General features: G+C 45.0%; 26 protein-coding genes and 1 pseudogene. 13 read left to right on the forward strand and 14 right to left on the reverse strand.

The genetic code is table 11. From position 1 onward, the window contains the following. Nucleotides 1-83: 83 nt before the first annotated feature. The 4 genes from DT065_RS00490 to DT065_RS00505 all read right to left on the reverse strand — a co-directional run bounded on the left by DT065_RS00490 (nucleotide 84) and on the right by DT065_RS00505 (nucleotide 1,669). Complete coding sequence (locus DT065_RS00490) at nucleotides 84-515, reverse strand: hypothetical protein (protein ID WP_227002681.1); 432 nt, start codon at nucleotides 513-515, stop codon at nucleotides 84-86. 3 nt (nucleotides 516-518) lie between these two features. Beyond that, a complete protein-coding gene (locus DT065_RS00495) occupies nucleotides 519-986 on the reverse strand; it encodes a Panacea domain-containing protein (RefSeq protein ID WP_114369900.1) in 468 nt (155 codons plus the stop codon). A 117-nt stretch (nucleotides 987-1,103) separates the two neighbouring features. After that, nucleotides 1,104-1,451 carry a YolD-like family protein gene (locus tag DT065_RS00500; RefSeq protein ID WP_114369902.1) on the reverse strand — a complete coding sequence of 116 codons (348 nt, stop codon included), beginning with the start codon at nucleotides 1,449-1,451 and terminating at the stop codon, nucleotides 1,104-1,106. Continuing rightward, nucleotides 1,448-1,669, reverse strand: coding sequence for a hypothetical protein (locus tag DT065_RS00505; protein WP_114369904.1), 222 nt, complete (start codon nucleotides 1,667-1,669; stop codon nucleotides 1,448-1,450). Before DT065_RS00505 ends, DT065_RS00500 begins: the two co-directional genes overlap by 4 nt. A 289-nt stretch (nucleotides 1,670-1,958) precedes the next feature. Here DT065_RS00505 and DT065_RS00510 point away from each other — a divergent pair, with 289 nt between their 5' ends. Both DT065_RS00510 and DT065_RS00515 read left to right on the forward strand, forming a co-directional pair. Further along, a complete protein-coding gene (locus tag DT065_RS00510; protein ID WP_114369906.1) occupies nucleotides 1,959-3,458 on the forward strand; it encodes a recombinase family protein in 1,500 nt (499 codons plus the stop codon). Nucleotides 3,459-3,482: 24 nt separating this feature from the next. After that, nucleotides 3,483-3,857: pseudogene (locus DT065_RS00515) on the forward strand (sigma-70 family RNA polymerase sigma factor); the annotation flags it as partial. A gap of 160 nt (nucleotides 3,858-4,017) precedes the next feature. Here the strand turns inward: DT065_RS00515 and hbs are convergent. The 9 genes from hbs to DT065_RS19780 all read right to left on the reverse strand — a co-directional run bounded on the left by hbs (nucleotide 4,018) and on the right by DT065_RS19780 (nucleotide 10,780). Continuing rightward, nucleotides 4,018-4,290 (reverse strand): non-specific DNA-binding protein Hbs, encoded by a 273-nt coding sequence (gene hbs / locus DT065_RS00520; protein WP_114369910.1) that lies wholly within the window; start codon nucleotides 4,288-4,290, stop codon nucleotides 4,018-4,020. Between the two features lie 171 nt (nucleotides 4,291-4,461). Then, nucleotides 4,462-4,836: a monovalent cation/H(+) antiporter subunit G gene (gene mnhG / locus DT065_RS00525; RefSeq protein WP_114369912.1), complete on the reverse strand. Its 375-nt coding sequence runs from the start codon at nucleotides 4,834-4,836 to the stop codon at nucleotides 4,462-4,464. Beyond that, the gene (locus tag DT065_RS00530) at nucleotides 4,817-5,098 is read right to left on the reverse strand and encodes a Na(+)/H(+) antiporter subunit F1 (RefSeq protein WP_114369914.1); all 282 of its coding nucleotides are present in this window, start codon (nucleotides 5,096-5,098) and stop codon (nucleotides 4,817-4,819) included. The genes mnhG and DT065_RS00530 overlap by 20 nt, the downstream gene beginning before the upstream one ends. After that, nucleotides 5,098-5,574, reverse strand: coding sequence for a Na+/H+ antiporter subunit E (locus tag DT065_RS00535; RefSeq protein ID WP_114369916.1), 477 nt, complete (start codon nucleotides 5,572-5,574; stop codon nucleotides 5,098-5,100). Before DT065_RS00535 ends, DT065_RS00530 begins: the two co-directional genes overlap by 1 nt. 6 nt (nucleotides 5,575-5,580) lie before the next feature. Further along, nucleotides 5,581-7,062: a Na+/H+ antiporter subunit D gene (locus DT065_RS00540; RefSeq protein ID WP_114369918.1), complete on the reverse strand. Its 1,482-nt coding sequence runs from the start codon at nucleotides 7,060-7,062 to the stop codon at nucleotides 5,581-5,583. Beyond that, a complete protein-coding gene (locus tag DT065_RS00545) occupies nucleotides 7,059-7,394 on the reverse strand; it encodes a Na(+)/H(+) antiporter subunit C (RefSeq protein WP_114369920.1) in 336 nt (111 codons plus the stop codon). The genes DT065_RS00540 and DT065_RS00545 overlap by 4 nt, the downstream gene beginning before the upstream one ends. Continuing rightward, nucleotides 7,394-7,828, reverse strand: a complete 435-nt coding sequence (locus DT065_RS00550; protein ID WP_114369922.1) for a Na(+)/H(+) antiporter subunit B — start codon at nucleotides 7,826-7,828, stop codon at nucleotides 7,394-7,396. The genes DT065_RS00545 and DT065_RS00550 overlap by 1 nt, the downstream gene beginning before the upstream one ends. After that, nucleotides 7,825-10,236, reverse strand: coding sequence for a Na+/H+ antiporter subunit A (locus DT065_RS00555; protein ID WP_114369924.1), 2,412 nt, complete (start codon nucleotides 10,234-10,236; stop codon nucleotides 7,825-7,827). The genes DT065_RS00550 and DT065_RS00555 overlap by 4 nt, the downstream gene beginning before the upstream one ends. Before the next feature lie 289 nt (nucleotides 10,237-10,525). Then, nucleotides 10,526-10,780, reverse strand: coding sequence for a sporulation histidine kinase inhibitor Sda (locus DT065_RS19780; RefSeq protein WP_418314567.1), 255 nt, complete (start codon nucleotides 10,778-10,780; stop codon nucleotides 10,526-10,528). Between the two features lie 275 nt (nucleotides 10,781-11,055). Between DT065_RS19780 and DT065_RS00565 the strand changes: the two genes are divergently transcribed. Genes DT065_RS00565 through DT065_RS00600 form a run of 8 tightly spaced genes read left to right on the forward strand, consistent with a single transcriptional unit; the run spans nucleotide 11,056 to nucleotide 16,094 of the window. Next, on the forward strand, nucleotides 11,056-11,571 hold the full coding sequence (locus tag DT065_RS00565) for a YqeG family HAD IIIA-type phosphatase (protein ID WP_114369928.1): 516 nt from the start codon (nucleotides 11,056-11,058) through the stop codon (nucleotides 11,569-11,571). Further along, the gene (gene yqeH, locus DT065_RS00570) at nucleotides 11,568-12,677 is read left to right on the forward strand and encodes a ribosome biogenesis GTPase YqeH (RefSeq protein ID WP_114369930.1); all 1,110 of its coding nucleotides are present in this window, start codon (nucleotides 11,568-11,570) and stop codon (nucleotides 12,675-12,677) included. The genes DT065_RS00565 and yqeH overlap by 4 nt, the downstream gene beginning before the upstream one ends. After that, nucleotides 12,674-13,522 (forward strand): shikimate dehydrogenase, encoded by an 849-nt coding sequence (aroE, locus tag DT065_RS00575; RefSeq protein ID WP_114369932.1) that lies wholly within the window; start codon nucleotides 12,674-12,676, stop codon nucleotides 13,520-13,522. The genes yqeH and aroE overlap by 4 nt, the downstream gene beginning before the upstream one ends. Next, nucleotides 13,506-13,805, forward strand: coding sequence for a ribosome assembly RNA-binding protein YhbY (gene yhbY, locus DT065_RS00580; RefSeq protein ID WP_114369934.1), 300 nt, complete (start codon nucleotides 13,506-13,508; stop codon nucleotides 13,803-13,805). Before aroE ends, yhbY begins: the two co-directional genes overlap by 17 nt. Before the next feature lie 10 nt (nucleotides 13,806-13,815). Continuing rightward, complete coding sequence (locus DT065_RS00585; protein ID WP_114369936.1) at nucleotides 13,816-14,394, forward strand: nicotinate-nucleotide adenylyltransferase; 579 nt, start codon at nucleotides 13,816-13,818, stop codon at nucleotides 14,392-14,394. After that, nucleotides 14,384-14,959, forward strand: coding sequence for a bis(5'-nucleosyl)-tetraphosphatase (symmetrical) YqeK (yqeK, locus tag DT065_RS00590; protein ID WP_114369938.1), 576 nt, complete (start codon nucleotides 14,384-14,386; stop codon nucleotides 14,957-14,959). Before DT065_RS00585 ends, yqeK begins: the two co-directional genes overlap by 11 nt. Next, the gene (rsfS, locus tag DT065_RS00595) at nucleotides 14,960-15,310 is read left to right on the forward strand and encodes a ribosome silencing factor (protein WP_114369939.1); all 351 of its coding nucleotides are present in this window, start codon (nucleotides 14,960-14,962) and stop codon (nucleotides 15,308-15,310) included. Between the two features lie 34 nt (nucleotides 15,311-15,344). Then, a complete protein-coding gene (locus DT065_RS00600; protein WP_160112330.1) occupies nucleotides 15,345-16,094 on the forward strand; it encodes a class I SAM-dependent DNA methyltransferase in 750 nt (249 codons plus the stop codon). A gap of 23 nt (nucleotides 16,095-16,117) precedes the next feature. Here DT065_RS00600 and comER read toward each other — a convergent pair whose 3' ends face one another. Beyond that, entirely contained in the window at nucleotides 16,118-16,942 is an 825-nt protein-coding gene (gene comER / locus DT065_RS00605; protein ID WP_160112331.1) for a late competence protein ComER, read from the reverse strand. An 85-nt stretch (nucleotides 16,943-17,027) separates the two neighbouring features. On the opposite strand from comER, the gene DT065_RS00610 reads away from it, so the two are divergent. The 3 genes from DT065_RS00610 (at nucleotide 17,028) to DT065_RS18675 (ending at nucleotide 19,477) form a co-directional block, all read left to right on the forward strand. After that, the gene (locus tag DT065_RS00610) at nucleotides 17,028-17,654 is read left to right on the forward strand and encodes a helix-hairpin-helix domain-containing protein (RefSeq protein ID WP_114369945.1); all 627 of its coding nucleotides are present in this window, start codon (nucleotides 17,028-17,030) and stop codon (nucleotides 17,652-17,654) included. Nucleotides 17,655-17,742: 88 nt separating this feature from the next. Then, nucleotides 17,743-19,014 (forward strand): homocysteine synthase, encoded by a 1,272-nt coding sequence (locus DT065_RS00615; protein WP_114369947.1) that lies wholly within the window; start codon nucleotides 17,743-17,745, stop codon nucleotides 19,012-19,014. A gap of 298 nt (nucleotides 19,015-19,312) precedes the next feature. Continuing rightward, nucleotides 19,313-19,477 (forward strand): hypothetical protein, encoded by a 165-nt coding sequence (locus DT065_RS18675; RefSeq protein ID WP_160112332.1) that lies wholly within the window; start codon nucleotides 19,313-19,315, stop codon nucleotides 19,475-19,477. The last annotated feature ends 180 nt before the right edge of the window (nucleotides 19,478-19,657 follow it).

The following is a 19,657-nucleotide window of genomic DNA, read 5'->3' on the forward strand; positions in this document are numbered from 1 at the left end:
CCCCTTTTTATATCTTTTTGCCGATATAATTAAATAAGTAACAAAGTCCTAAACAAAAAACACGAGCCGGGGCCCGTGTTTACTCACTTATTAAAACCTACACAATACATGCTATGGTAGTTTCTTTTTTCCATCCACTTAGTATTCAAATTTAGTATCTCTTTAAATAATTCTGGGTGTTCTCTCCCTAAATCACTTATGGGATCTTGGTATGTAATAAATTTTGCATGATTCCAAGTATGCTTATGAGTTCTTATGTATGATGGGCGATCAAGTCCTAATTCAATGTGAAAGTCGTCTAAAACAGGATAATCATAAGTTGGATGAGGATCTTTATTTGGCAACGTTGATATATAAACCAACTCATAATCAACATTTTTTGGGCGAATATAATCATCTTCACAACCAATAATAAGGACAGGTCGACGTTTTACTTTCATTTCGCCTGCCCTTGTATCATAATATTTTTCTAAAGATCTACAAATCAAACCGATGTTGCCTTCAGGAGTGGTCAACAATTACACCTCGCTGTATTCTATTAGTGCATCATCGTCTTCATTCATATCCGAAATGATGTGTTCTTTTTTTATGATTTTATATCCTCGTTCATTGGAGCATAACTCTTTTCTGGAAATTCGGAATGCATTTTCTTCATGAGAAAGGTCTCTAAGCTCATAAGCTCCGTAATCTCCTAGTTCGAAAATTACATCGCGGAGGGTGTATTCTTCTTCTAAACTAATGGATTCGTCACAACTTAAATCATCTTTATTATTTCTGTAGGTCTTACTAACTGGACCGTGAATCCACCCTTCGAAGTCTTCATTAAATAACCATTTACCGAAATGATAATAATGGTATTTTTGGGCGAAATATAGAAGTTTGTGCATTTTCATTTCAGATAAATCGGAGTCTGTTTTTTCAAACCCGTTTATTTTGTTATAGAGACTGTCAAGAGCAGATGCGATAGCTAAAATATCCTTAGCCATTTTCAACCCTCCTTATTTACAATTTTTACACCTTCACTACTTATTCTATACCCATCATATGATTTCCTTCAAACAGAAGCAATAACTTTTCGTTAATTTCAACACATCGTAATGAATTTAGACGAGGTGAATATTCGTTACAACATCGAATTTCAAATAATGTATATCGTCCTCGCCATCAATAATGTGAAACTGCTTCTGCTCCACATTCACACGCTCACAAACACCTACAATCGAATAAAAGAACCCATCCTCCCAATACGTAAATTCGAGCAACGAACCGTATTCCATCGCTTCATTGATCGTGCGCTCAATCTCTTCCCATTTCTGCTCATCAAGAACGGGTTTCTCCACCTTTTTCATGCTCTCCCGATGTTGTAGCCACCTCTCCCGATGCTCGGGTAGTATCATCCGCATCGATTCCCAACGCATATTGCTACCGGGGGTGAGTTTGTTTTCGTTCATTTCACTTTCACCGCCGCAAAACGGATTTCCTCATATTTAAGTACATAGAAATCAGCATCATCTTTGATCATAATTTCCTCGTCAGCATCGCTCATTTTGAACAGCGACCCTTCAACTTTTTTGATTCCATCCCCATCATCAAAATGGATCGTCATGGTATTGTTCAATCCCAAGCCAAAAACTAACGCATTTTTTGTTATGTTCCACGGTGCACTCATAAGATAACCCCCATAAGAATAAATGTTCTTGTTACATAATATACGAACATTAGTTTTTATTCAAGGGTTTTCGAACAAAAGTTCCGTAAAGTATTGATATAAAATATGTGTTCCTATAAAATTAATAAAGAATACATATTAAAAATGTAAAGCGTACAAGCAGCACCTTCATATGGTTTAGTGGAGGTGTGGCAAATGCGTGTCATTTTGCATCAAGGGGAGTCATCGAATCGCATAAGGAAGGAATGCTATGCACTTATTAAGCGATATTATTTGCGGAGGAATAGCTATGATAGGGATATATGTAAGAATTTCAACAGAAGATCAGCGGAAGGGGTACAGCATAGACGGACAGATTCACGATTGCAAGGAGAAAGCCGAGACAAATGAAGTCATGGAATACATCGACGATGGCATAAGCGGCGCTGTATTGGATCGTCCTGCCCTCACACGGCTTAGGGAGGATATACAACAGGGATTGATTGAAAAAGTCATCTGCTACGATCCTGATAGGCTTTCACGCAAGCTAGTGCACCAGTTGATTATCACTGAAGAAATCGAAAAGAAAGCATCCATTGAGTACGTAAATGGCGAGTTTGCACGAACGCCCGAGGGCATGTTGTTTTACCAAATGAGAGGTGCAATAGCTGAATTCGAGAAGGAAAAGATCAATGAGCGCATGAGTCGTGGTCGCGTCAATAAAGCGAAAAAGGGAAAAGTCGTTAAGAACAGCCATATACTCGGATACGAATACGATAAAGAAAACGGCATGTATGTCATTGATGAAGAAGAAGCAAAAGTCGTGCAGATGATATTCAGCCTGTTTGTGAATCCGCCGTCGCACATACAAGGCATGAACTCAATCGCCAATTATCTAAACGAGATGGGCATACCAACAAAAAAACGTGTCGGGATGTGGCATCGAAACGTGGTTCGACAAATTCTTATCAATGAGACGTACACGGGTGAATATCACCAAAACAAATGGAACACGGAAGATATGCTCGGAAACAAGTATCGGGATGCCGAGGACCGCATATCTATTTCCGTTCGTCCGCGCGAAGAATGGATAACGACAGAGGTTCCCGCCATCGTCGATCAAGAAACGTTTAATCGCGCCCAACAAAAACTTGAAACGATCCGCCGCCGATCCGCCAAGCAAGGCAAACGAAAGTATATGCTAAGTGGATTGTGCCGTTGTCATAAATGCGGAAACACGATCACCGGACGTTATAGTAAAAACTGGAATAAATACAGACGGGAATATACCTGCATGAAGAACAGCGTAGGCGCAAAATCAAAAGGATGCACACCTGCTATGAGAATCCCCTCAGATCGCTTAGAATCGGAGGTGTGGGCGAAGGTCGAAGCGTGGCTGAATGATCCATCCGAGATAAGCGCCGCGTCTGATGACGATTTTGAAACGCCCAATCATGAAGAAGCAGAAATCGCACGTATTAATGAAGAAATTGAAAAACTTCGGATTGCTCGGAAACGTTTGCTCGAACTGTTCAGCGCCGATCTGGACATATCCACAGACGAGATGCGAGATCAATTAAACGACAATTCCAAGCGCGAAAAATCCTTGCAAGCAAAACTTGAAGAACTCGAACAAAAGAATGAAGACCTACAAGCGCATGAAGCAAACGAAGCGCTCATTGAGGAAGCGGCAGACTATTATTTTGAAAAGGGCGGGCATCTATCCTTTGATGAGAAGCAGGAACTTTTGAATAAGATCGTGAAGGAAATCATCATCAATGGTGAGGACGTACACATTTACAGTTTTTGACGCTATACTAATGTAATGGGAATCGAAATACTCATGCATTTTCGATCCCTTAAAAAAGTAAGCAAAGATATTTCCATCTACGAGCCGATAGGGGCGGACAAAGAGGGGAACGAATTAAGTTTAATGGAAATTCTTAAAGAGGATGGACCGGATATTGTCGAAAATTTACACCTGAAAATGGAAAAACGCCATATCTATGAGAGCATTCATGTATTGTCGGAACGGGAACGGGAGGTCGTTGTGGCAAGATTCGGGCTCGGGGAAGACGAGGAACGAACGCAACGGGAAATTGCAAAGGATATGGGGATCTCCAGGAGCTATGTATCGAGGATTGAAAAACGCGCCTTGCTGAAACTGTTTCAAGCCTTCTATAAGCGTCAGAAAGGGGAGACTCAGTAACGGTGGTGATGAAAGGGAGCGGGAGCACCATTTAGGCACCGTCCCTTTCGTTTTTTAACTATGCTACTTTGCGTAAGAAAACCTCCGTAAGGAGGTTTTTTTACCAACCGAGGGGGGAGGACCCTCCCGGATGGAAGTGTTGCTTTATGTTCGAATCTGATTAGTTGACGGCGTCTTTCAACTGCTTGCCCGGACGGAAAGCAGGATTTTTGGTCGCCGGAATTTCAATTTCCTCCCCGGTTTGCGGGTTGCGTCCTTTGCGGGAAGCTCGCTCGCGAACTTCGAAACTGCCAAAACCGACGAGTTGTACTTTATCTCCTTTTTTCAACGTGTCGGTAATGTTGTCGAATACCGAGTCCACGGCTTTAGAGGCTTCTTTTTTGGAAAGATCGGCATGTTCTGCAACAGAATTGATTAAATCTGTCTTATTCATGTAAAAACACCCTTTCATGATTGATATAGTACGAGTGGCATGTACATATCAAATTTACTCATGAAACCCTTGCTGTGTCAAGTGTTCAAGGCCGAATTCAAGCAAATTGATACGATAAAAATCATTATTGCCCGTACTTTATTTTTTTAAACACCATTTTTACTTCCTTCGTCATGGTTTGTCAGCTTTCTCGTTATCTCGTTCTGGTTCGAGATGTTCCGGGTAACTTTCCATTAATTCGTCGTGTTTTGTCCGGCTCCATAACTCTACCCCATTTCGGTGGGCGGAACGGGAAATAATCATCGCGGCAACCGGTGCGGTGAGGAACACAAAGATAATGGTGATCAACAATTGCAGGCTAAAGTTTCCTTCGGCTAAAAAGTACGTAAAGGTTCCTAAAATCAGCAAAATAACGCCGAGCGTCGAGCTTTTGGTCGCCGCGTGCATGCGACTGTAAGTATCGGGCAGACGTATGATGCCTAAAGACCCGATTAAACTTAACAAACTGCCGCTGAGCACAAACAGACTAATGAGAATCTCGATCAATGACGACACCCCTTTCCAAAAACTTCGCTAATGCTACGGAGCTAACAAAGGCCAAAATCCCTAACACCAACACAACTTCAGCGTAGGCAGACGTCGATTGCCGGATCATGATAATACCACAGAAACCGATTAAGTTTAAGCCAAAGGAGTCAAGTGCAACAATGCGATCCCATAGTGTCGGACCTTTCAACGCGCGTACCAAACAGAGCAACAAAGAAAATGAAAAGATGACCAATCCAATCAACAGCACCGTTTCAAACACTATTTTGTCACCTCCCGAATGGCCCGCTCGAAGTTATTGCGAACATCATCAATCACTTCCTGTGTATTCTCTACATGAATGCAATGAATGTAAAGGGTGCGGCCATCTTCGGAGTAATCCATCGTCATCGTTCCGGGCGTAAGAGTAATGCACATGGAAAGAACCGTCACTTCCCAGTCGGTTTTCAAAGAGGTTCGGAGCGCGACAATTCCGGGGGTCACATTCAACCTCGGACTCACTATGACTCGTATCATGTCGATATTCGCGACGACGAGCTCCTTAATAAATAGAAAAATTAATTTGATGATCGCCCATACCCGTTGCATATAAAACGTTTGCGGAAGGGATCGACGCAGGAAAAAAACAACGACGATTCCAACTAGATAACCAATCACGAAATTGACACTCGTGTATTCATTTTGGAGTGCCATCCAAAAGATGGCGATGGCGATATTTAAAAGAATTTGAAATGCCATAGTGTTTTACTCCTCCAGCACAGATTCAATGTAAACAGAAGGTTCCAGAAGTTCTTCAGCAATTTCAAGGGAATAGCTGAAGATCGGCTCGGCGAAAAGCCCTAATGCAATTGTAAGCACCACGAGCGGAGCGATTGATACAAGCAAGCTGCCGGTTTTGATTTTCGCCTGGGCTTCCGTATGTTTTTGCCTTCCCCAAAAAGCATAAGAAAATATTTTGATCATGGAATATAAAGTCAACAGCCCAACGATCAAGGAAACAGCGGTGATGAGATAGCGTTCTTCTTGCATACCGGATAAAATCAACGGAAACTTGCTGAAAAATCCGGAAAGCGGAGGAATCCCTGCCAGTGAAATAGCTGTGATAAAAAACAGCCAAGCGAATGCCGGGTGGGTTTTCAAGAGCCCTCCCATCTGTTTCAGCTCATTTGTACCGGTGATTTTCTCCGAAATGCCGGCGAATAAGAACAACGCGGTTTTTACAATAATGTGGTGAACGATGTAGTAAATCGCGCCGGCGACAGCAAGTGGTGTGAAAATCCCAAGTCCCATCACCATGTATCCGACCTGGCTGATGATGTGATAGGAAAGAATCCGTTTGAAGTTGAACTGGGCAACAGCTCCCAAAACCCCAAAGAACATTGTCGCACCGGCAACAAATAAGATGAGATTGTGAGTAAACGTTGGGTCATGGTTAAAGACAACCGTGAACATGCGTATAATCGCATATATACCAACTTTCGTCAGCAGTCCGCCAAATAGCGCGGCAATCGCTGCAGGAGGGCCGGTATAAGAATCCGGAAGCCAAAAATATAAAGGGAAAAGGGCGCCCTTCATGGCAAAAACAAAGAGAAGGACGACTGCTACAACATTGAGCACCCCATCTTGGCCCAATTCTGCCACGCGCACGCCTAAATCGGCAATGTTCAACGTACCGGTCGCCGCGTACAGGTAGGCAATCCCTGCCAAAAAGAACATGGAACTGAAAATATTGATCACGACATATTTAAATGATTCTCTTAGTTGATAGCCGCTCCCCCCATGTACGATCAAAATATAAGAGGCAATCAACATGACTTCAAAGAAGACGAACAGGTTGAATAAATCCCCGGTAAGAAACGAACCATTCACACCTACCAGCAAAAAGAAATAGAAAGGGTAAAAATAAAATTTTTCCCTGCTCGGATGAATCGTTCGAAAAGCAAAGAATAAACAGCAAACGCCTACAATCGCTGACAAGAGCAACATTACGGTCGCGAACATGTCTGCAACAAGAGGAATTCCGTAGGGAGCCTCCCAATCCCCAAGAGCGATTGTCATTATGCCATTATTGTAGACCTCAATGGCGAGCCATATGGAAACGATCAGAAGGCTGATCATCGTAATGGCACTAATGACCCTTTGCACTTTTTGGAACCTTGCAAAGAAGATAAGGATAGCGCCTATAATGGCCGGTAAAACAACTGGTACGATAACAAGACTATTCATTCGCGGGAACCCCTTAACTGTTCAAGATCATCCGTTCGATGTACTTTGTACGTTCGATAAGCGAGGACAATGGTAAAAGCGGTCACTCCAAAACTGATCACAATAGCGGTGAGAATGAGCGCTTGCGGAAGCGGATCGGTAAACGCTTCTTCTCCACGGTTAAGTAGCGGAGGAGCGCCTGTTTTCAGCCCGGCCATTGTCAATAACAGCAAGTGTGTCGCGTGGGATAAAATGTTAACGCCAATCACAATTCTAATCAAACTTCTCGTCATCAGTAGATATGTCCCTACCATAAAAAAAACACCGACGACGATAGACATGAGCAATTCCATTATTCTTCATCCCCCGCGATCGTTAATATGATGGTAAGGGCGACAGCGGCGACCCCCAAGTAAATACCGAGATCAAATAAAACCGCTGTTGCCAGTTCTACTTCACCAATCCAGGGAAGGGTGAAATAATCAAAAAACTGGGTGAGATATGGAAAGCCAAATATCATGCCGATAAATCCAGCACCAAATCCAATAAGAAGCCCGGTTGGAATAAGGTTCACATAGTTGATCGGGAGCATCTCATCGATTTTCCGTTTATCAAATGTCAAATATAGCAAGAGCACGGCTGCTGCTGTCATCAATCCACCGATAAATCCTCCGCCGGGGTCGTTATGTCCGGCGAAAAACAGATAAATAGAGAAGGAAAGGATGAGAAAAGAAGCGATGCGGGTGACATGGATAAATAAAAGGTTGTTTGTTTTCCACTGCATCATACGTCATCCCCCTCCTTCATGCGCAAGCGAATCAAGGCAATCACGCCAAGTGCGGCGATCGCTAAGACAAGTACTTCTAATATCGTATCAAGGCCACGGAAATCAACGAGAACGACATTGACCATATTGTAGCCGCCTGCCAGGTCCGCGGAATTTTCAATGAAGTAGTCGGAAATCGGGTCAAACCCATTTCCCTGCCCGAAGGTAAAGGCACTAAAGGCGATCACTGTCATCATTAGCCCTATACCAAAAGAGATCATCGCGTTCGTCCATTTGAACGTTAGTTTTGATGTTTCTTTTCTAAGCTCAGGCAAATGGTAAAAGGCGAGCATGAAAAGGACGACAAGAACGGTCTCAATCAAAAGTTGGGTGAGGGCAAGATCCGGCGCCCTGAAGTTTACGAACAAGAGCGCGATAAAAAATCCGACGAAACCAAGGACGACGACAGCCGCGATCCGTTTTTGAATGAAAGGCAACGATAGCACCGAAACGAGCAACAGTCCAATGAGTAGCATTTCGTAGATGGTGACGTTCCCCATGGCTTCAAGATCAAGGGCAAAAGCATCAAAACGGACCATCGTCCAACTTGTAATGATCAGGAAAAAGACAGCGATGAAAGCGAAGTAATCACGCAATCTGCCTGTCATTTGTACGTTTGTGATCAGTTGCGAACCTTTAATGGTCCCGGTCATGGTCGCGTCGTAGACAGGGGTAAACGGATCGACATCTTTGTTATAGATCGACCATTTGCTCCATCGTCCCATCCCTGCAAAAATCAAACTTCCGAAGGCGACAACGCCAATGGTCATCCACAGTTCAAGACTAAACCCGTGCCAATGTTCAATGTCCACGGAAAAAGCCTCGTTGTCCATCGGCAACCCGTTTAAAATCGACGCCATCGACGGTTCAATGATCGATTGGGACAGAAGATTCGGGAATAAGCCGACCGTAACAACAATGAAGCCGAGAATCGCCGGGCTGATTAACATTCCGACAGGTGCTTCGTGTACCTTCTTGGGAAAGCGGCTGGCATCGAAACGCCCGGCAAACGTTTTAAAGAAAAAGATGCAGCAATAGACGAATGTAAACACACTGGCAAGCCACCCGATGATCGGGAAAATCAAGCCGACGGTCTCCATATTGAAGATGCCATATTCGGCCGCGTTCGTTAATCCCATGAAAAAGTGCTCTTTACTGAGAAAGCCGTTAAGAGGAGGCAGCCCGGCCATCGATGCCGCACCGATTAAAGAGATCGTGGCGGTTGCCGGCATCACCAACATTAATCCTCCCAGCGAGCGAATATCCCGGGTGCCTGTTTCATGATCGACGATCCCGGCGGTCATAAAGAGGCTGCCTTTAAAGCTGGCGTGGTTAAAAAGGTGAAAGACGGCAGCCAAGATTGCAACGGTGTACAATTCGTTCGCTTCATCGAAATACAACGCGGCGGAACCGAGGCCGAGCAAACACATGACCATCCCAAGCTGGCTGATGGTAGAGTAGGCGAGCAGCCCTTTAAGATCTTTCTGGCGAAGAGCAGAAAACGATCCCCACAGTGTTGTAAGCAAACCGGCGCCGGCAATGATCCAAAACCATTCCGCAGCGCCTCCGAACAATGGCGTGAAACGGGCAACAAGATAAATCCCGGCTTTAACCATGGTGGCGGAGTGCAAATAGGCACTAACCGGAGTAGGCGCTTCCATGGCGTCAGGGAGCCAAATGTGGAAAGGAAATTGTGCCGATTTTGTAAAAGCCCCCAACAAGATTAGAATAATCGTCGGTAAAAACAACGGGTGATCAATGACAGTTCCGGCTTGTCCAATCATTTCCTGGATGCTGAAAGTTCCCGTCATTACGTATAGCAATGCAAAGCCGGCAAGCATCGCAAAACCGCCGAGCACGGTAATATTCAATGATTTGACGGCCCCGTTGATGGAAGCGTCTCTATAATACCAATAACTGATCAAAAGCGTAGAGGAAAGACTCGTCAATTCCCAAAATACATAGAGCACGATTAGGTTATCGGAAAGGACAACCCCGAGCATCGCTCCCATAAAAAGAAGCAAATAGACATAAAAATTGTTCAGTGCTTCATATTTTTTATCTAAGTAAAAAATGGAGTATAGAACCACAAGCGCGCCAATCCCTGTGATCAGAAGGGCAAACAATAAACTCCACCCATCGACATAGGCTGAAAATTGGATACCTAAAGATGGGACCCAGGGAACAGATTCCATAAATGTGTCCCCGTTAGAGATCGGGGTTAAGTATGGCAAAAAATAAATAAACAAAACGGACGGCACGAGCAGCACAAACCATCCGGTATGGATAGGGCGTATGTATTTATAGAGTATCGGTACGATGATGGCAAATAGGAAGGGGATGAGGATCGCCCAGTGTAACAAGCTCATTCTATCTATCACTCCTCATTCGACAGTAAGTTCCAATAGCACGAGTATAACGTAAATTTATTATTACTGCATCGCTTAAAATCGGGAACGACTTTTTTTTAAACCAAGTCATTAAATAAGAAGAAAAGGGATGGAACAAAACGAAATTAGGTACGAAGACCTAAATCAGACTCGTATTCTCATTTAGTTTACCCGTAATCAGTTCCCTGATTCATAGAGCCAATAAAAAAGACCCCGGTATATGGCCAAACCGGCGCCTTATTGCAAGCTTGTTTCTTATGCACATGTCTTAGCCCAGTGACTGTGTAACCGTTAAGGATCGTCGTTCCATTTCTGATTGAATAATGGCAATGAAATCATCATTCAAATTTAGATGTAAAGCTCTTTCATACGCTTCTATTAACATTTCATCAGAAAGGTTCCGCATAGCCAGCCCGCAAAAGTCGCGGATCCACCTCCTTGGTGATTCCTCCAAATCGATGATGCTGAGATTGTTCCCGTCAGTTTGAAGCTGTATAATGATTCTATCATGAAAAGAAGCCATGGAACAATCGTTCGTTTATCCACAGCATATCGTGGATAAGTTGTGCACAACAAAAATAAACGGTTGTTTAAACCGTGAAACAAAGGGAAGGGGGTAAGTGGATAATATTATCCACAATGTTGTCGATAAAAATTTTGTCGAAAAGTATCTATCATTTTTTTCGGAACAATTTCATATAAATGATGTTTTGCCAACCTTTGTTTGAAAAAGAAAGCGATCATCGGTATACTTTTCAGTTAGCAAGCATGTTCGTAAAAACTGCTCAGGGGGGAATCATGTTATCTTCGATGATGCCGGATCAATATGCCGAAAACATATATGAAATTGATCGGAAGGCGTTACGCAAAAAGGGGATTAAAGGAGTCATCACCGATCTTGATAATACGCTCGTTGCCTGGGATCGAACCGACGCAACACCTGAGCTGTTGGAGTGGCTCGATGATCTTCATGACGAAGGGTTTAAAATAACCATCGTGTCTAATAATAAAAAGAAGCGAGTGCGAACGTTTTCCGAACCGACGGGAGTTTCTTTTATTCATTCAGCAAAAAAACCATTGAAACGCGCGTTTCGACGGGCAACGAAGGAAATGGGGTTAAAGAAAGAGGAAGTAGCGGTTATTGGCGACCAGATCCTCACCGATGTTCTCGGAGGAAATCGGGCCGGCTATTATACAATCCTCGTTGTCCCTGTTTCGGAAACGGACGGCTGGGCGACTAAAGCGAATCGTAAAATTGAACAATTTGTTATGCGTAAAATGAACCAAACGACAGGAGGTGAACGGATGAAATGAGCGAAAGCACGATCATTTGCTCCGGTTGTGGTGTCCCGGTCCAAACGTCCGACCCTTCTCAGATGGGGTACGCGCCTCCGGCTGCCCTGGAGCGCGATGGGATTGTTTGCAGGCGATGTTTCCGTTTGAAACATTACAATGAAATACCGGATGTTCCTTTGCAAGCAGAGGATTTTCGCCGGATGGTGAAAACCATCGGTCAAACCGATGCGTTACTTGTAATGCTTGTGGATCTTTTTGATGTTGAAGGAAGCTGGCTGTTGGAGAGAAACGCTTTAAAAAACAATTCGTTGCTGCTCGTTGGCAATAAGCGTGATTTATTGCCGCAGTCGGTAAATGAACGCAAATTGAAAACTTGGCTTAAAAAAGATGCATTGCAAAGAGGTTGGACCCCGGCGGATGTATTATTAATGGACGCTTTCAAAGGGGAGGATATAAAGGAAGTTGCCGCTCACATGGACGAGCTCCGGCAGGGAAAAGACGTTTATATCATTGGAAGTACGAACGTAGGGAAGTCGACGTTTATCAATCAAATCATCAGACGATTTGAAGGAGACGAGGAACAGTTGATTACGACGTCAACGTTTCCGGGTACAACTTTGGCTTTCATCGACCTCCCGTTGGATGATGGGCGCAAACTTTTTGATACCCCCGGTGTCATCAATCCGAAACAGATGCTGGCCGGGCTTCCGCAACGGGAGATGGCATCTTTGCAACCGAAAAAAGAAATCAAACCGATTGTGCATCAACTTCAACCGGAACAAACCCTGTTTTTTGGCGGGCTTGCCCGTATGGACTTTGTAAAGGGAGAGGCTAATCATTTCGTTTGTTACTTCCCGCCAGCTTTTAAACCACATCGCACGAAGTTAAGCGGTGCCGATGCGTTGTATGAAAAACATGCAGGGGAAGACTTGTTATCCCCACCGGATAAACACTCGCTCGCTGACATTCCTCCTCTTAAACGGCAGTCTTTTCACATTCAGCAAGATAAATCAGATGTGGTTATTCCCGGTTTAGGATGGGTGACCGTCGGGAATGCAGGTGCATATATCGACGTTTACGTACCGGAGCATGTTGAAGTCATAGTAAGAGAGGCGATTATTTGACGTTGGAAAACTATGCAGTGATCGGTCACCCGATCAGCCAATCAAAATCTCCGCTTATCCACAATCGCCACTTTGAAACGGTGGGAAGAAAAGCCATTTATACGAGTTATGATGTGCTTCCCGGACACCTTGGCGCTGTACTTGAAGCATTTCAAACATTGGGATTGAGGGGCTTTAACGTCACCGTCCCTCATAAAGTGGATATTATCCCTTTCCTAGACGTCGTGGATGAAGAAGCATTGGAAATCGGCGCGGTCAACACTGTTGTTAACCGCGAGGGCAAATGGCATGGATATAATACAGACGGCAAGGGTTATTTGAACGGACTAAAAGCGATGACCGGCTCTTGCCTTGAGCAAATGCGAGTACTCGTCATAGGGGCGGGAGGCGCCGCGCGGGCCGTCACCACCGTTTTGGCCAAACACGGCGTCAAACAACTGGCCATCACCAATCGCACACCTGCACGCGCTGTCGACTTGAAAGCAAACCTTGGCCGTTATATTAATATAGATGTGCTGGATCAATCGAGCGCGCGACGGGCACTGTCTTCTTTTGACCTCGTTATTAATACGACCTCGCTGGGAATGAACGGAGAAGATGCGCTACCGATGGAAATCGAGAATTTGAAAACGAACGTTTATCTGAGTGACTTGATCTATAATCCTTTGGAAACCCGGTGGCTGCAAATCGGGAAATCTGAGGCGAAAGCCGTTCAAAACGGCCTTGCCATGTTTATTGAGCAAGCAGCGCTTGCCTATGAAATTTGGACCGAAAAGCGTGCGGATCGTGCATTTATGGCTCGCATGATTCGCGAGGAGATGGAACAAAATGAAACTGACGAATAAACAACAAAAATATTTGCGTGCAGAAGCACAGGCGCTCAAGCCGATTTTTCAAGTAGGAAAAAACGGTGTGAACCCAAACTTGGTCACGCAAGTCCGCGATGCATTGGAAGCACGCGAGTTGATAAAAATCACGATTTTGCAAAACTGCCCGGAAGATAAAAAACAAGTCGCGCAGAAACTATCGGAACGAAGTGGGTCCGCGCTCGTTCAAGTGATCGGTTTTACGGTCATCTTGTTTAAGCCTGCAAAAGAGAATTCAAATTACGCGTTGCCTAAGGCTTGAGGGGGTTCCTATGGGGAGAAAAATCGGGATATTGGGAGGGACATTCGATCCGCCGCATTTGGCTCATTTAATGATCGCGCAAGAAGCCATGGACGCGTGTACCTTGAATGAAGTTTGGTTTATACCGACGAGCATTCCGCCGCATAAGCAAAATGAAGATATGGCAAGTGTGAATGACCGGGTGGAGATGACACGGCTCGCGATCAGTAACCGTTCCTCCTTCCGATTGTGTACGATTGAACTGGATCGGAAAGGTCCATCGTATACGTTGGATACGATCAATATTTTGAAACGAGCATACGCCAATGATGAATTTTATTTTATCATCGGCAGTGATATGGCTGTCAGCTTGCATACTTGGAATGGGATTGAGGAGCTAAAAAAACTCGTTACGTTTATCGTGACGACACGTCCGGATTACGGGGTGGACTCCCCGTTCGAAGAAGCATTTATCAAGGTGCATGTCCCTGAAATGGAGCTGTCCTCTTCAGATATTCGAGAACGGGTAAAGAACAACGAAAGCATCCGTTACCTCGTGCCTGAAGTGGTAAGAACGTACGTGGAGGAGAATCGTCTGTATGGCTCATGAATGGTTTCAAGAAAAAGTCCGGCAGGTGTTGCCGAAAGAAAGATACAACCATACGCTCGGCGTGATGCAGACAGCGGTAGCTTTAGCGAAAAGACATGGAGTTGATCAAGAAAAAGCTGAATTGGCAGCGTTGTTGCATGATTACGCAAAACCTCTGCCGAAAGAAGAACTCGTTGCTGTCTTAAAAAAACATGAACCTGCTGAAAATTTTTCGGAATACGGAGGCGTATTGCTCCACGCGCCCGCGGGAGCATATATGGTGGAAGAAGCGTTCGGGATCGAAGACACGGAAATTTTTTCCGCAATTTATTGGCATACGACGGGCCGCCCGCAAATGAGCCTGTTTGAAAAAGTTATTTTTTTAGCTGATTACATGGAACCGGGCCGGTCTTTTCCGGGTCTTGAGGAAGTGCGAAAGTTGGCAGAAGTGGACGTGGACGAAGCATTGCTTGTCACGTACACCAACACGATCCAACATTTGCTTGCGGGCAAGCGTATGGTACACCCCATGACGGTTGCCGCTTATAACGATGCCATCGGTGAAAAAAATAAGAGAGGTGTTTAGATGACAGATCGAATCATGGAGACAGCGGTAAAGGTGGCAGATGATAAACGTGCCCAAAACATAGTAGCTCTGGATATGCGAGGGATATCCATTCTCGCTGATTATTTTGTAATCTGCCATGGCTCTTCGGTAAAACAAGTGCAGGCGATCGCAGGAGAAATAAAAAACGAAGCCCAACATGCAGATATCCCCGTAAAGCGAATGGAAGGTTATGAGGACGGCAAGTGGGTTCTTCTCGATCTCGGGGGTGTGGTGCTTCATGTGTTCCATGAGGATGACCGCCAGTATTATAACCTCGAGAAATTATGGGGAGAAGCACCTGTCGTTTCCCTTGACCACGTGCTTTCGTAGGGTGGCGAAACAAGAGAGAAGGAGTCAACATGTGATGTATGGAAACGGATCCCGACTATATGATGATTTAATGGAAGACGAAGCCCCTTATCGTCAATGGCTGGCATGGACAAGCGCTCATTTAGATGAAATGAATGTTCCCGCACCGATGATTGCCGACGTTGGTTGCGGAACGGGAACGTTAATGTCCATGCTCTTGTCTCAAGGGTACGACGTGCAAGGGATCGATTACTCGCAAGAAATGCTCGCGGTTGCAGACGAAAAGATTCGGGCGCACAATAACGTTACCCCGCATTTGCGTGCGCAGCACATGTCTTACTTACAATTAGAGAAACAAGTAGATGCCATCACCGTTTTTTGCGATGCGCTTAATTATCTCTATGATGAAGAAGAGGTCAGAAAAGCCTTTCGAGCGTTTTATGAGCATTTAACCTCCGGCGGCTGTCTGCTTTTTGACGTTCATTCGTTGTTGAAAATCCAACACCATTTCCCCGATCGTACTTATGGAGACGCGGACACGAATGTCTCCATGATTTTGAATAGTTTTTCCGTTGATGAGGTGCCGGGGGTTGTAGAACATGAACTAACCTTTTTTGAACGTTTGCCAAATGGAGATTATCGTCGTTTTGACGAGTTGCACCGTCAACGGACGTTTTCGATTACGGACTATAAGCAGTGGCTTCAAGCCGCCGGTTTTCAACACATTGAGGTCACGGCTGATTTTACAACTCAACCTCCCCAAGCAGATAGTGAACGCATTTTCTTTTCGGCTAGAAAATCTTGACTTTTTTTGCAGCTGTGATATCTTTAATCCAAATGATCGAACTTGTCTTTCAGCATGCGTTGATCTTCCGCAAATTTTTCATGTGTCGCCGTGAATAATTCATCGAACACACCTTCCGTTTGTTTTAAAACCTCAAGCCCGATACCTGTCACTCCTCCGGGCACTTTTACTTTTTCCTGCAACGTTTGTAAATTGTATAATCGCTTTGAAAATAACGTCCCCATCCCGATGATCATTTCTTCTGCCAGGCGTTCCGCCTGTTTTTCCGTCAGCTCCGTTTTTCGTGCCGCTGCCGAAGTCATTTCCTCCAATAAAAAGCCGAAAAATGCAGGTCCACAACTGACGATATCGGAACTGGCGCGGATCGTTTCTTCGGATACAATTTGCGGTACGCTAAATTGGCCCATCCAGCTTTCAAAATCTTCCTGTTCTATTGTCGACCAGCCATTTCCGTACGTAATAAGCGATGCCCCCGTATGACTTCGGTTCGTAATGCTCGGAACCGCGCGCACTGTTTTGCAGGGGGCGAGACTTTGTAACTGTTCGAGGGTTACCGGGCTTGTGATTGAGACGACGGTGTCGTTCGCTTGTAAAAATGGTTGAATCGTCTGTAAAAGGGCAGGAAATTGAGGCGGACGTACGCAAATAAAAATAAGATCGCATCGCCGAGCCAAACGGGAAACATCAGGTGTAACGTTTATACTTGTATATGCTTGACGGATACGTTCAGCTTTTTGCAAATTGCGATTGGTCACAAATAGACGTTCTTCAGGAACGGCTCGAGAAGTGACGAGTGTTTCCGCGAGCATAGTGCCCATATTGCCCGTTCCGATAATTCCTATGTCCATGGGAATCCCCCCAACCACGATCATACTTTTACCGTTGTATGCAGTCTAAGCAAGTACAATAACCGTAGTGAAGGGGAAAATTACAATGAATCAACGCTATCTTCTTTATGGAGGGGGCATACTGGTTGTTATCATTACGATTGCCGGAGGTGCCTGGTTGTTTTCTCCCACCACCAATACCGACGAAGACGAATTGCAGGAGGACGCATTTTTATTTGAAGAAGATGCTGAGGAATTGGAAAAGACCGAAACGGAAGAGGTAGAAGAAGAGACGATGGAAGTTTTTGTTGACGTCAAAGGGGAGGTTGCCCATCCTGGGATTTATGAGATGGGACCGAAGCGGCGCGTCGATGATGCCATTCGTGAAGCAGGGGGCACAACGGAAAAGGCGAATGAAAATGGCATAAATTTTGCTAAAAAACTGGAAGATGAAATGGTTGTCTATGTTCCGCACGAAGATGAGGAAGACCATGAAGGATGGGAAGAATCAGCAACAGCTTCCGGCGATGACGAGGGAGAAACAGTCAACATTAATGCTGCTGATGAAACAACATTACAGCAACTATCCGGAGTGGGGCCGGTTACGGCGGAAGCCATCGTTCAATATCGAGAAGAAAACGGGAATTTTCAAGAGACGAGTGATATCCAAAACGTGAGCGGCATCGGTGAAAAAACCTATCAACAACTTGAAGATCATATCGATGTGAATTAATCGCTGCCAATTGACTTTTTTTGCAACGTTTCGTACGATGATGAAAACCAAAGTAATTCAATCTGAATTTATAAGGGAGAGAGATGGAATGGCTGAGCTATGGAAGGTAGAAACGAACGCAATACACGCGGGGCAAGAGATCGATCCTGCCACGAACGCGCGTGCCGTACCAATTTATCAGACAACCTCGTATGGTTTTGATGATCCGGACCACGCGGCTAATTTATTTTCATTAGCGGAACCGGGAAATATTTATTCACGGATAATGAACCCCACCACGGATGTATTTGAAAAACGAATCGCGGCCATGGAAGGCGGGGTTGGAGCGTTAGCAACCGCGAGTGGGAGTTCCGCGATTTATCTCGCGATTTTAAACATATGTGAGGCAGGCGATGAGATTGTCTCTGCCAGTTCGTTGTACGGCGGCACGAATAATTTATTTGTCCATACATTGCCTCAAATCGGCATCAACGTACATTTTGTGGATTCCGATGATCCGGAGGCGTTTAGAGCTGCCATTACAGAGAAAACGAAGCTGGTGTTTGCCGAGGTTATCGGAAACCCCGAGGGGAACGTGTTAGATACAAAGGCGGTTGCCGATGTGGCCCATGAAGCACAGATCCCTCTGATTGTCGACGCGACGCTCACAACACCGATTCTCAATCGTCCTATAGATCATGGCGCCGATGTTGTGATCCATTCGGCCACTAAATTTATCGGCGGACATGGGACAACCATGGGCGGTGTGATTGTAGACAGCGGCAATTTTGATTGGACGCAAGGCAAATTCCCGATGTTTACGGAACCGGATGGCAGTTATCATGGCGTTGTTTTTTCCGAAGCGCTTGGCGAAATGGCCTACATTATGCGGGCGCGCGTACGTCTGATGCGCGACATTGGCCCAACGCTCTCCCCGCAGAATGCCTTTCAATTGTTGCAAGGACTGGAAACGTTGCACCTGCGAATGGAAAGACATAGCGAGAACGCGCAAAAAGTTGCGGAATACTTAGAAGGCCACTCAAGGGTGGAATGGGTCAATTATTCCGGGTTGCCGTCTCATCCAAGCCACGAATTAGCAAAAACCTATTTGCCGAAAGGGCAAGGAGCCATCTTGACATTTGGAGTCAAAGGAGGAATGGAAGCGGGGAAATCCTTCATTGAAAATGTCGATCTCCACTCTCATGTGGCAAATGTGGGCGATGCCAAATCCCTCGTTATTCATCCAGCCAGCACGACGCATCAACAACTTACAGAGGATGAGTTGCAAAGAGCCGGCGTGTCGCGGGAACTCGTGCGTCTGTCGGTAGGCATTGAACACGTCGATGACATTATTGCAGACATTGAAAAAGGATTGGGTTAGAAATTTTGAAACATAGACCGCGCTTTGAGGACAAAATTTTCGCATAGCCTTAAGTTTTGTCCTCCTCGAGTCGTTTGGAGGACAAAACTTACATTTCTGCTGTACTTTTGTCCTCCATTCCCCCTTTTGAAGCCAAAATATTGACTTCCCCATAATTTTTGTCCTCATACGATTAAACCCCTCTTAACTATCGTTAGTTCACCACAATGAAATAGAAACAGCGTCAATATGTACTAGTGGTGCACCTCAGAAATTCTTTCTCTGTTCAAGAGCCATTCCTGGAAAGAGATCTGAGCAATTGAAATCGATGCGGACGCATGATCCGTGTTTTATCATCGATACGATTGCTGAAATTGGAACGGAAGCCGGAAAGGCTTACTTGGAATCCAAAACAACCAAGGCGAATCAAAACATAGGCATGAAAAGGGGGCGAAGAGCAATGAATATGTCGAAGAAAGGATGACACTGGCATGAAAGGAGGGCAAAGGCATACTCGGAAGCTGAGGCTTCCTTGGCTTCGGCATAAAAAAGGAAGCGAAGAACAGCAACTATGCCGGGGGAAGGACAGCATTGGCATGAAATGCGAACATAGGAGTGCAGGGAAGCCGAAACATGCATCCGATTGATTTATACACCTGAAAAC

This window comes from Salicibibacter kimchii (genome assembly GCF_003336365.1).
GTDB lineage: Bacteria > Bacillota > Bacilli > Bacillales > Marinococcaceae > Salicibibacter > Salicibibacter kimchii.

Bases quoted from the DNA above. Each gene is read 5' to 3' on its own strand.
- DT065_RS00610 (WP_114369945.1), top strand. From the start codon at position 17,028: ATGAATCAACGCTATCTTCTTTATGGAGGGGGCATACTGGTTGTTATC.
- DT065_RS00505 (WP_114369904.1), bottom strand. From the start codon at position 1,669: ATGAGTGCACCGTGGAACATAACAAAAAATGCGTTAGTTTTTGGCTTG.
- DT065_RS00510 (WP_114369906.1), top strand. From the start codon at position 1,959: ATGATAGGGATATATGTAAGAATTTCAACAGAAGATCAGCGGAAGGGG.
- DT065_RS00495 (WP_114369900.1), bottom strand. From the start codon at position 986: ATGGCTAAGGATATTTTAGCTATCGCATCTGCTCTTGACAGTCTCTAT.
- hbs (WP_114369910.1), bottom strand. From the start codon at position 4,290: ATGAATAAGACAGATTTAATCAATTCTGTTGCAGAACATGCCGATCTT.
- yhbY (WP_114369934.1), top strand. From the start codon at position 13,506: ATGAAACTGACGAATAAACAACAAAAATATTTGCGTGCAGAAGCACAG.
- DT065_RS00565 (WP_114369928.1), top strand. From the start codon at position 11,056: ATGTTATCTTCGATGATGCCGGATCAATATGCCGAAAACATATATGAA.
- DT065_RS00550 (WP_114369922.1), bottom strand. From the start codon at position 7,828: ATGATGCAGTGGAAAACAAACAACCTTTTATTTATCCATGTCACCCGC.
- DT065_RS00540 (WP_114369918.1), bottom strand. From the start codon at position 7,062: ATGAATAGTCTTGTTATCGTACCAGTTGTTTTACCGGCCATTATAGGC.
- yqeH (WP_114369930.1), top strand. From the start codon at position 11,568: ATGAGCGAAAGCACGATCATTTGCTCCGGTTGTGGTGTCCCGGTCCAA.
- DT065_RS19780 (WP_418314567.1), bottom strand. From the start codon at position 10,780: ATGGCTTCTTTTCATGATAGAATCATTATACAGCTTCAAACTGACGGG.
- rsfS (WP_114369939.1), top strand. From the start codon at position 14,960: ATGACAGATCGAATCATGGAGACAGCGGTAAAGGTGGCAGATGATAAA.
- DT065_RS00500 (WP_114369902.1), bottom strand. From the start codon at position 1,451: ATGAACGAAAACAAACTCACCCCCGGTAGCAATATGCGTTGGGAATCG.
- DT065_RS00535 (WP_114369916.1), bottom strand. From the start codon at position 5,574: ATGGCATTTCAAATTCTTTTAAATATCGCCATCGCCATCTTTTGGATG.
- DT065_RS00615 (WP_114369947.1), top strand. From the start codon at position 17,743: ATGGCTGAGCTATGGAAGGTAGAAACGAACGCAATACACGCGGGGCAA.
- DT065_RS00585 (WP_114369936.1), top strand. From the start codon at position 13,816: ATGGGGAGAAAAATCGGGATATTGGGAGGGACATTCGATCCGCCGCAT.
- yqeK (WP_114369938.1), top strand. From the start codon at position 14,384: ATGGCTCATGAATGGTTTCAAGAAAAAGTCCGGCAGGTGTTGCCGAAA.
- comER (WP_160112331.1), bottom strand. From the start codon at position 16,942: ATGGACATAGGAATTATCGGAACGGGCAATATGGGCACTATGCTCGCG.
- DT065_RS00545 (WP_114369920.1), bottom strand. From the start codon at position 7,394: ATGGAATTGCTCATGTCTATCGTCGTCGGTGTTTTTTTTATGGTAGGG.
- DT065_RS00555 (WP_114369924.1), bottom strand. From the start codon at position 10,236: ATGAGCTTGTTACACTGGGCGATCCTCATCCCCTTCCTATTTGCCATC.
- DT065_RS00600 (WP_160112330.1), top strand. From the start codon at position 15,345: ATGTATGGAAACGGATCCCGACTATATGATGATTTAATGGAAGACGAA.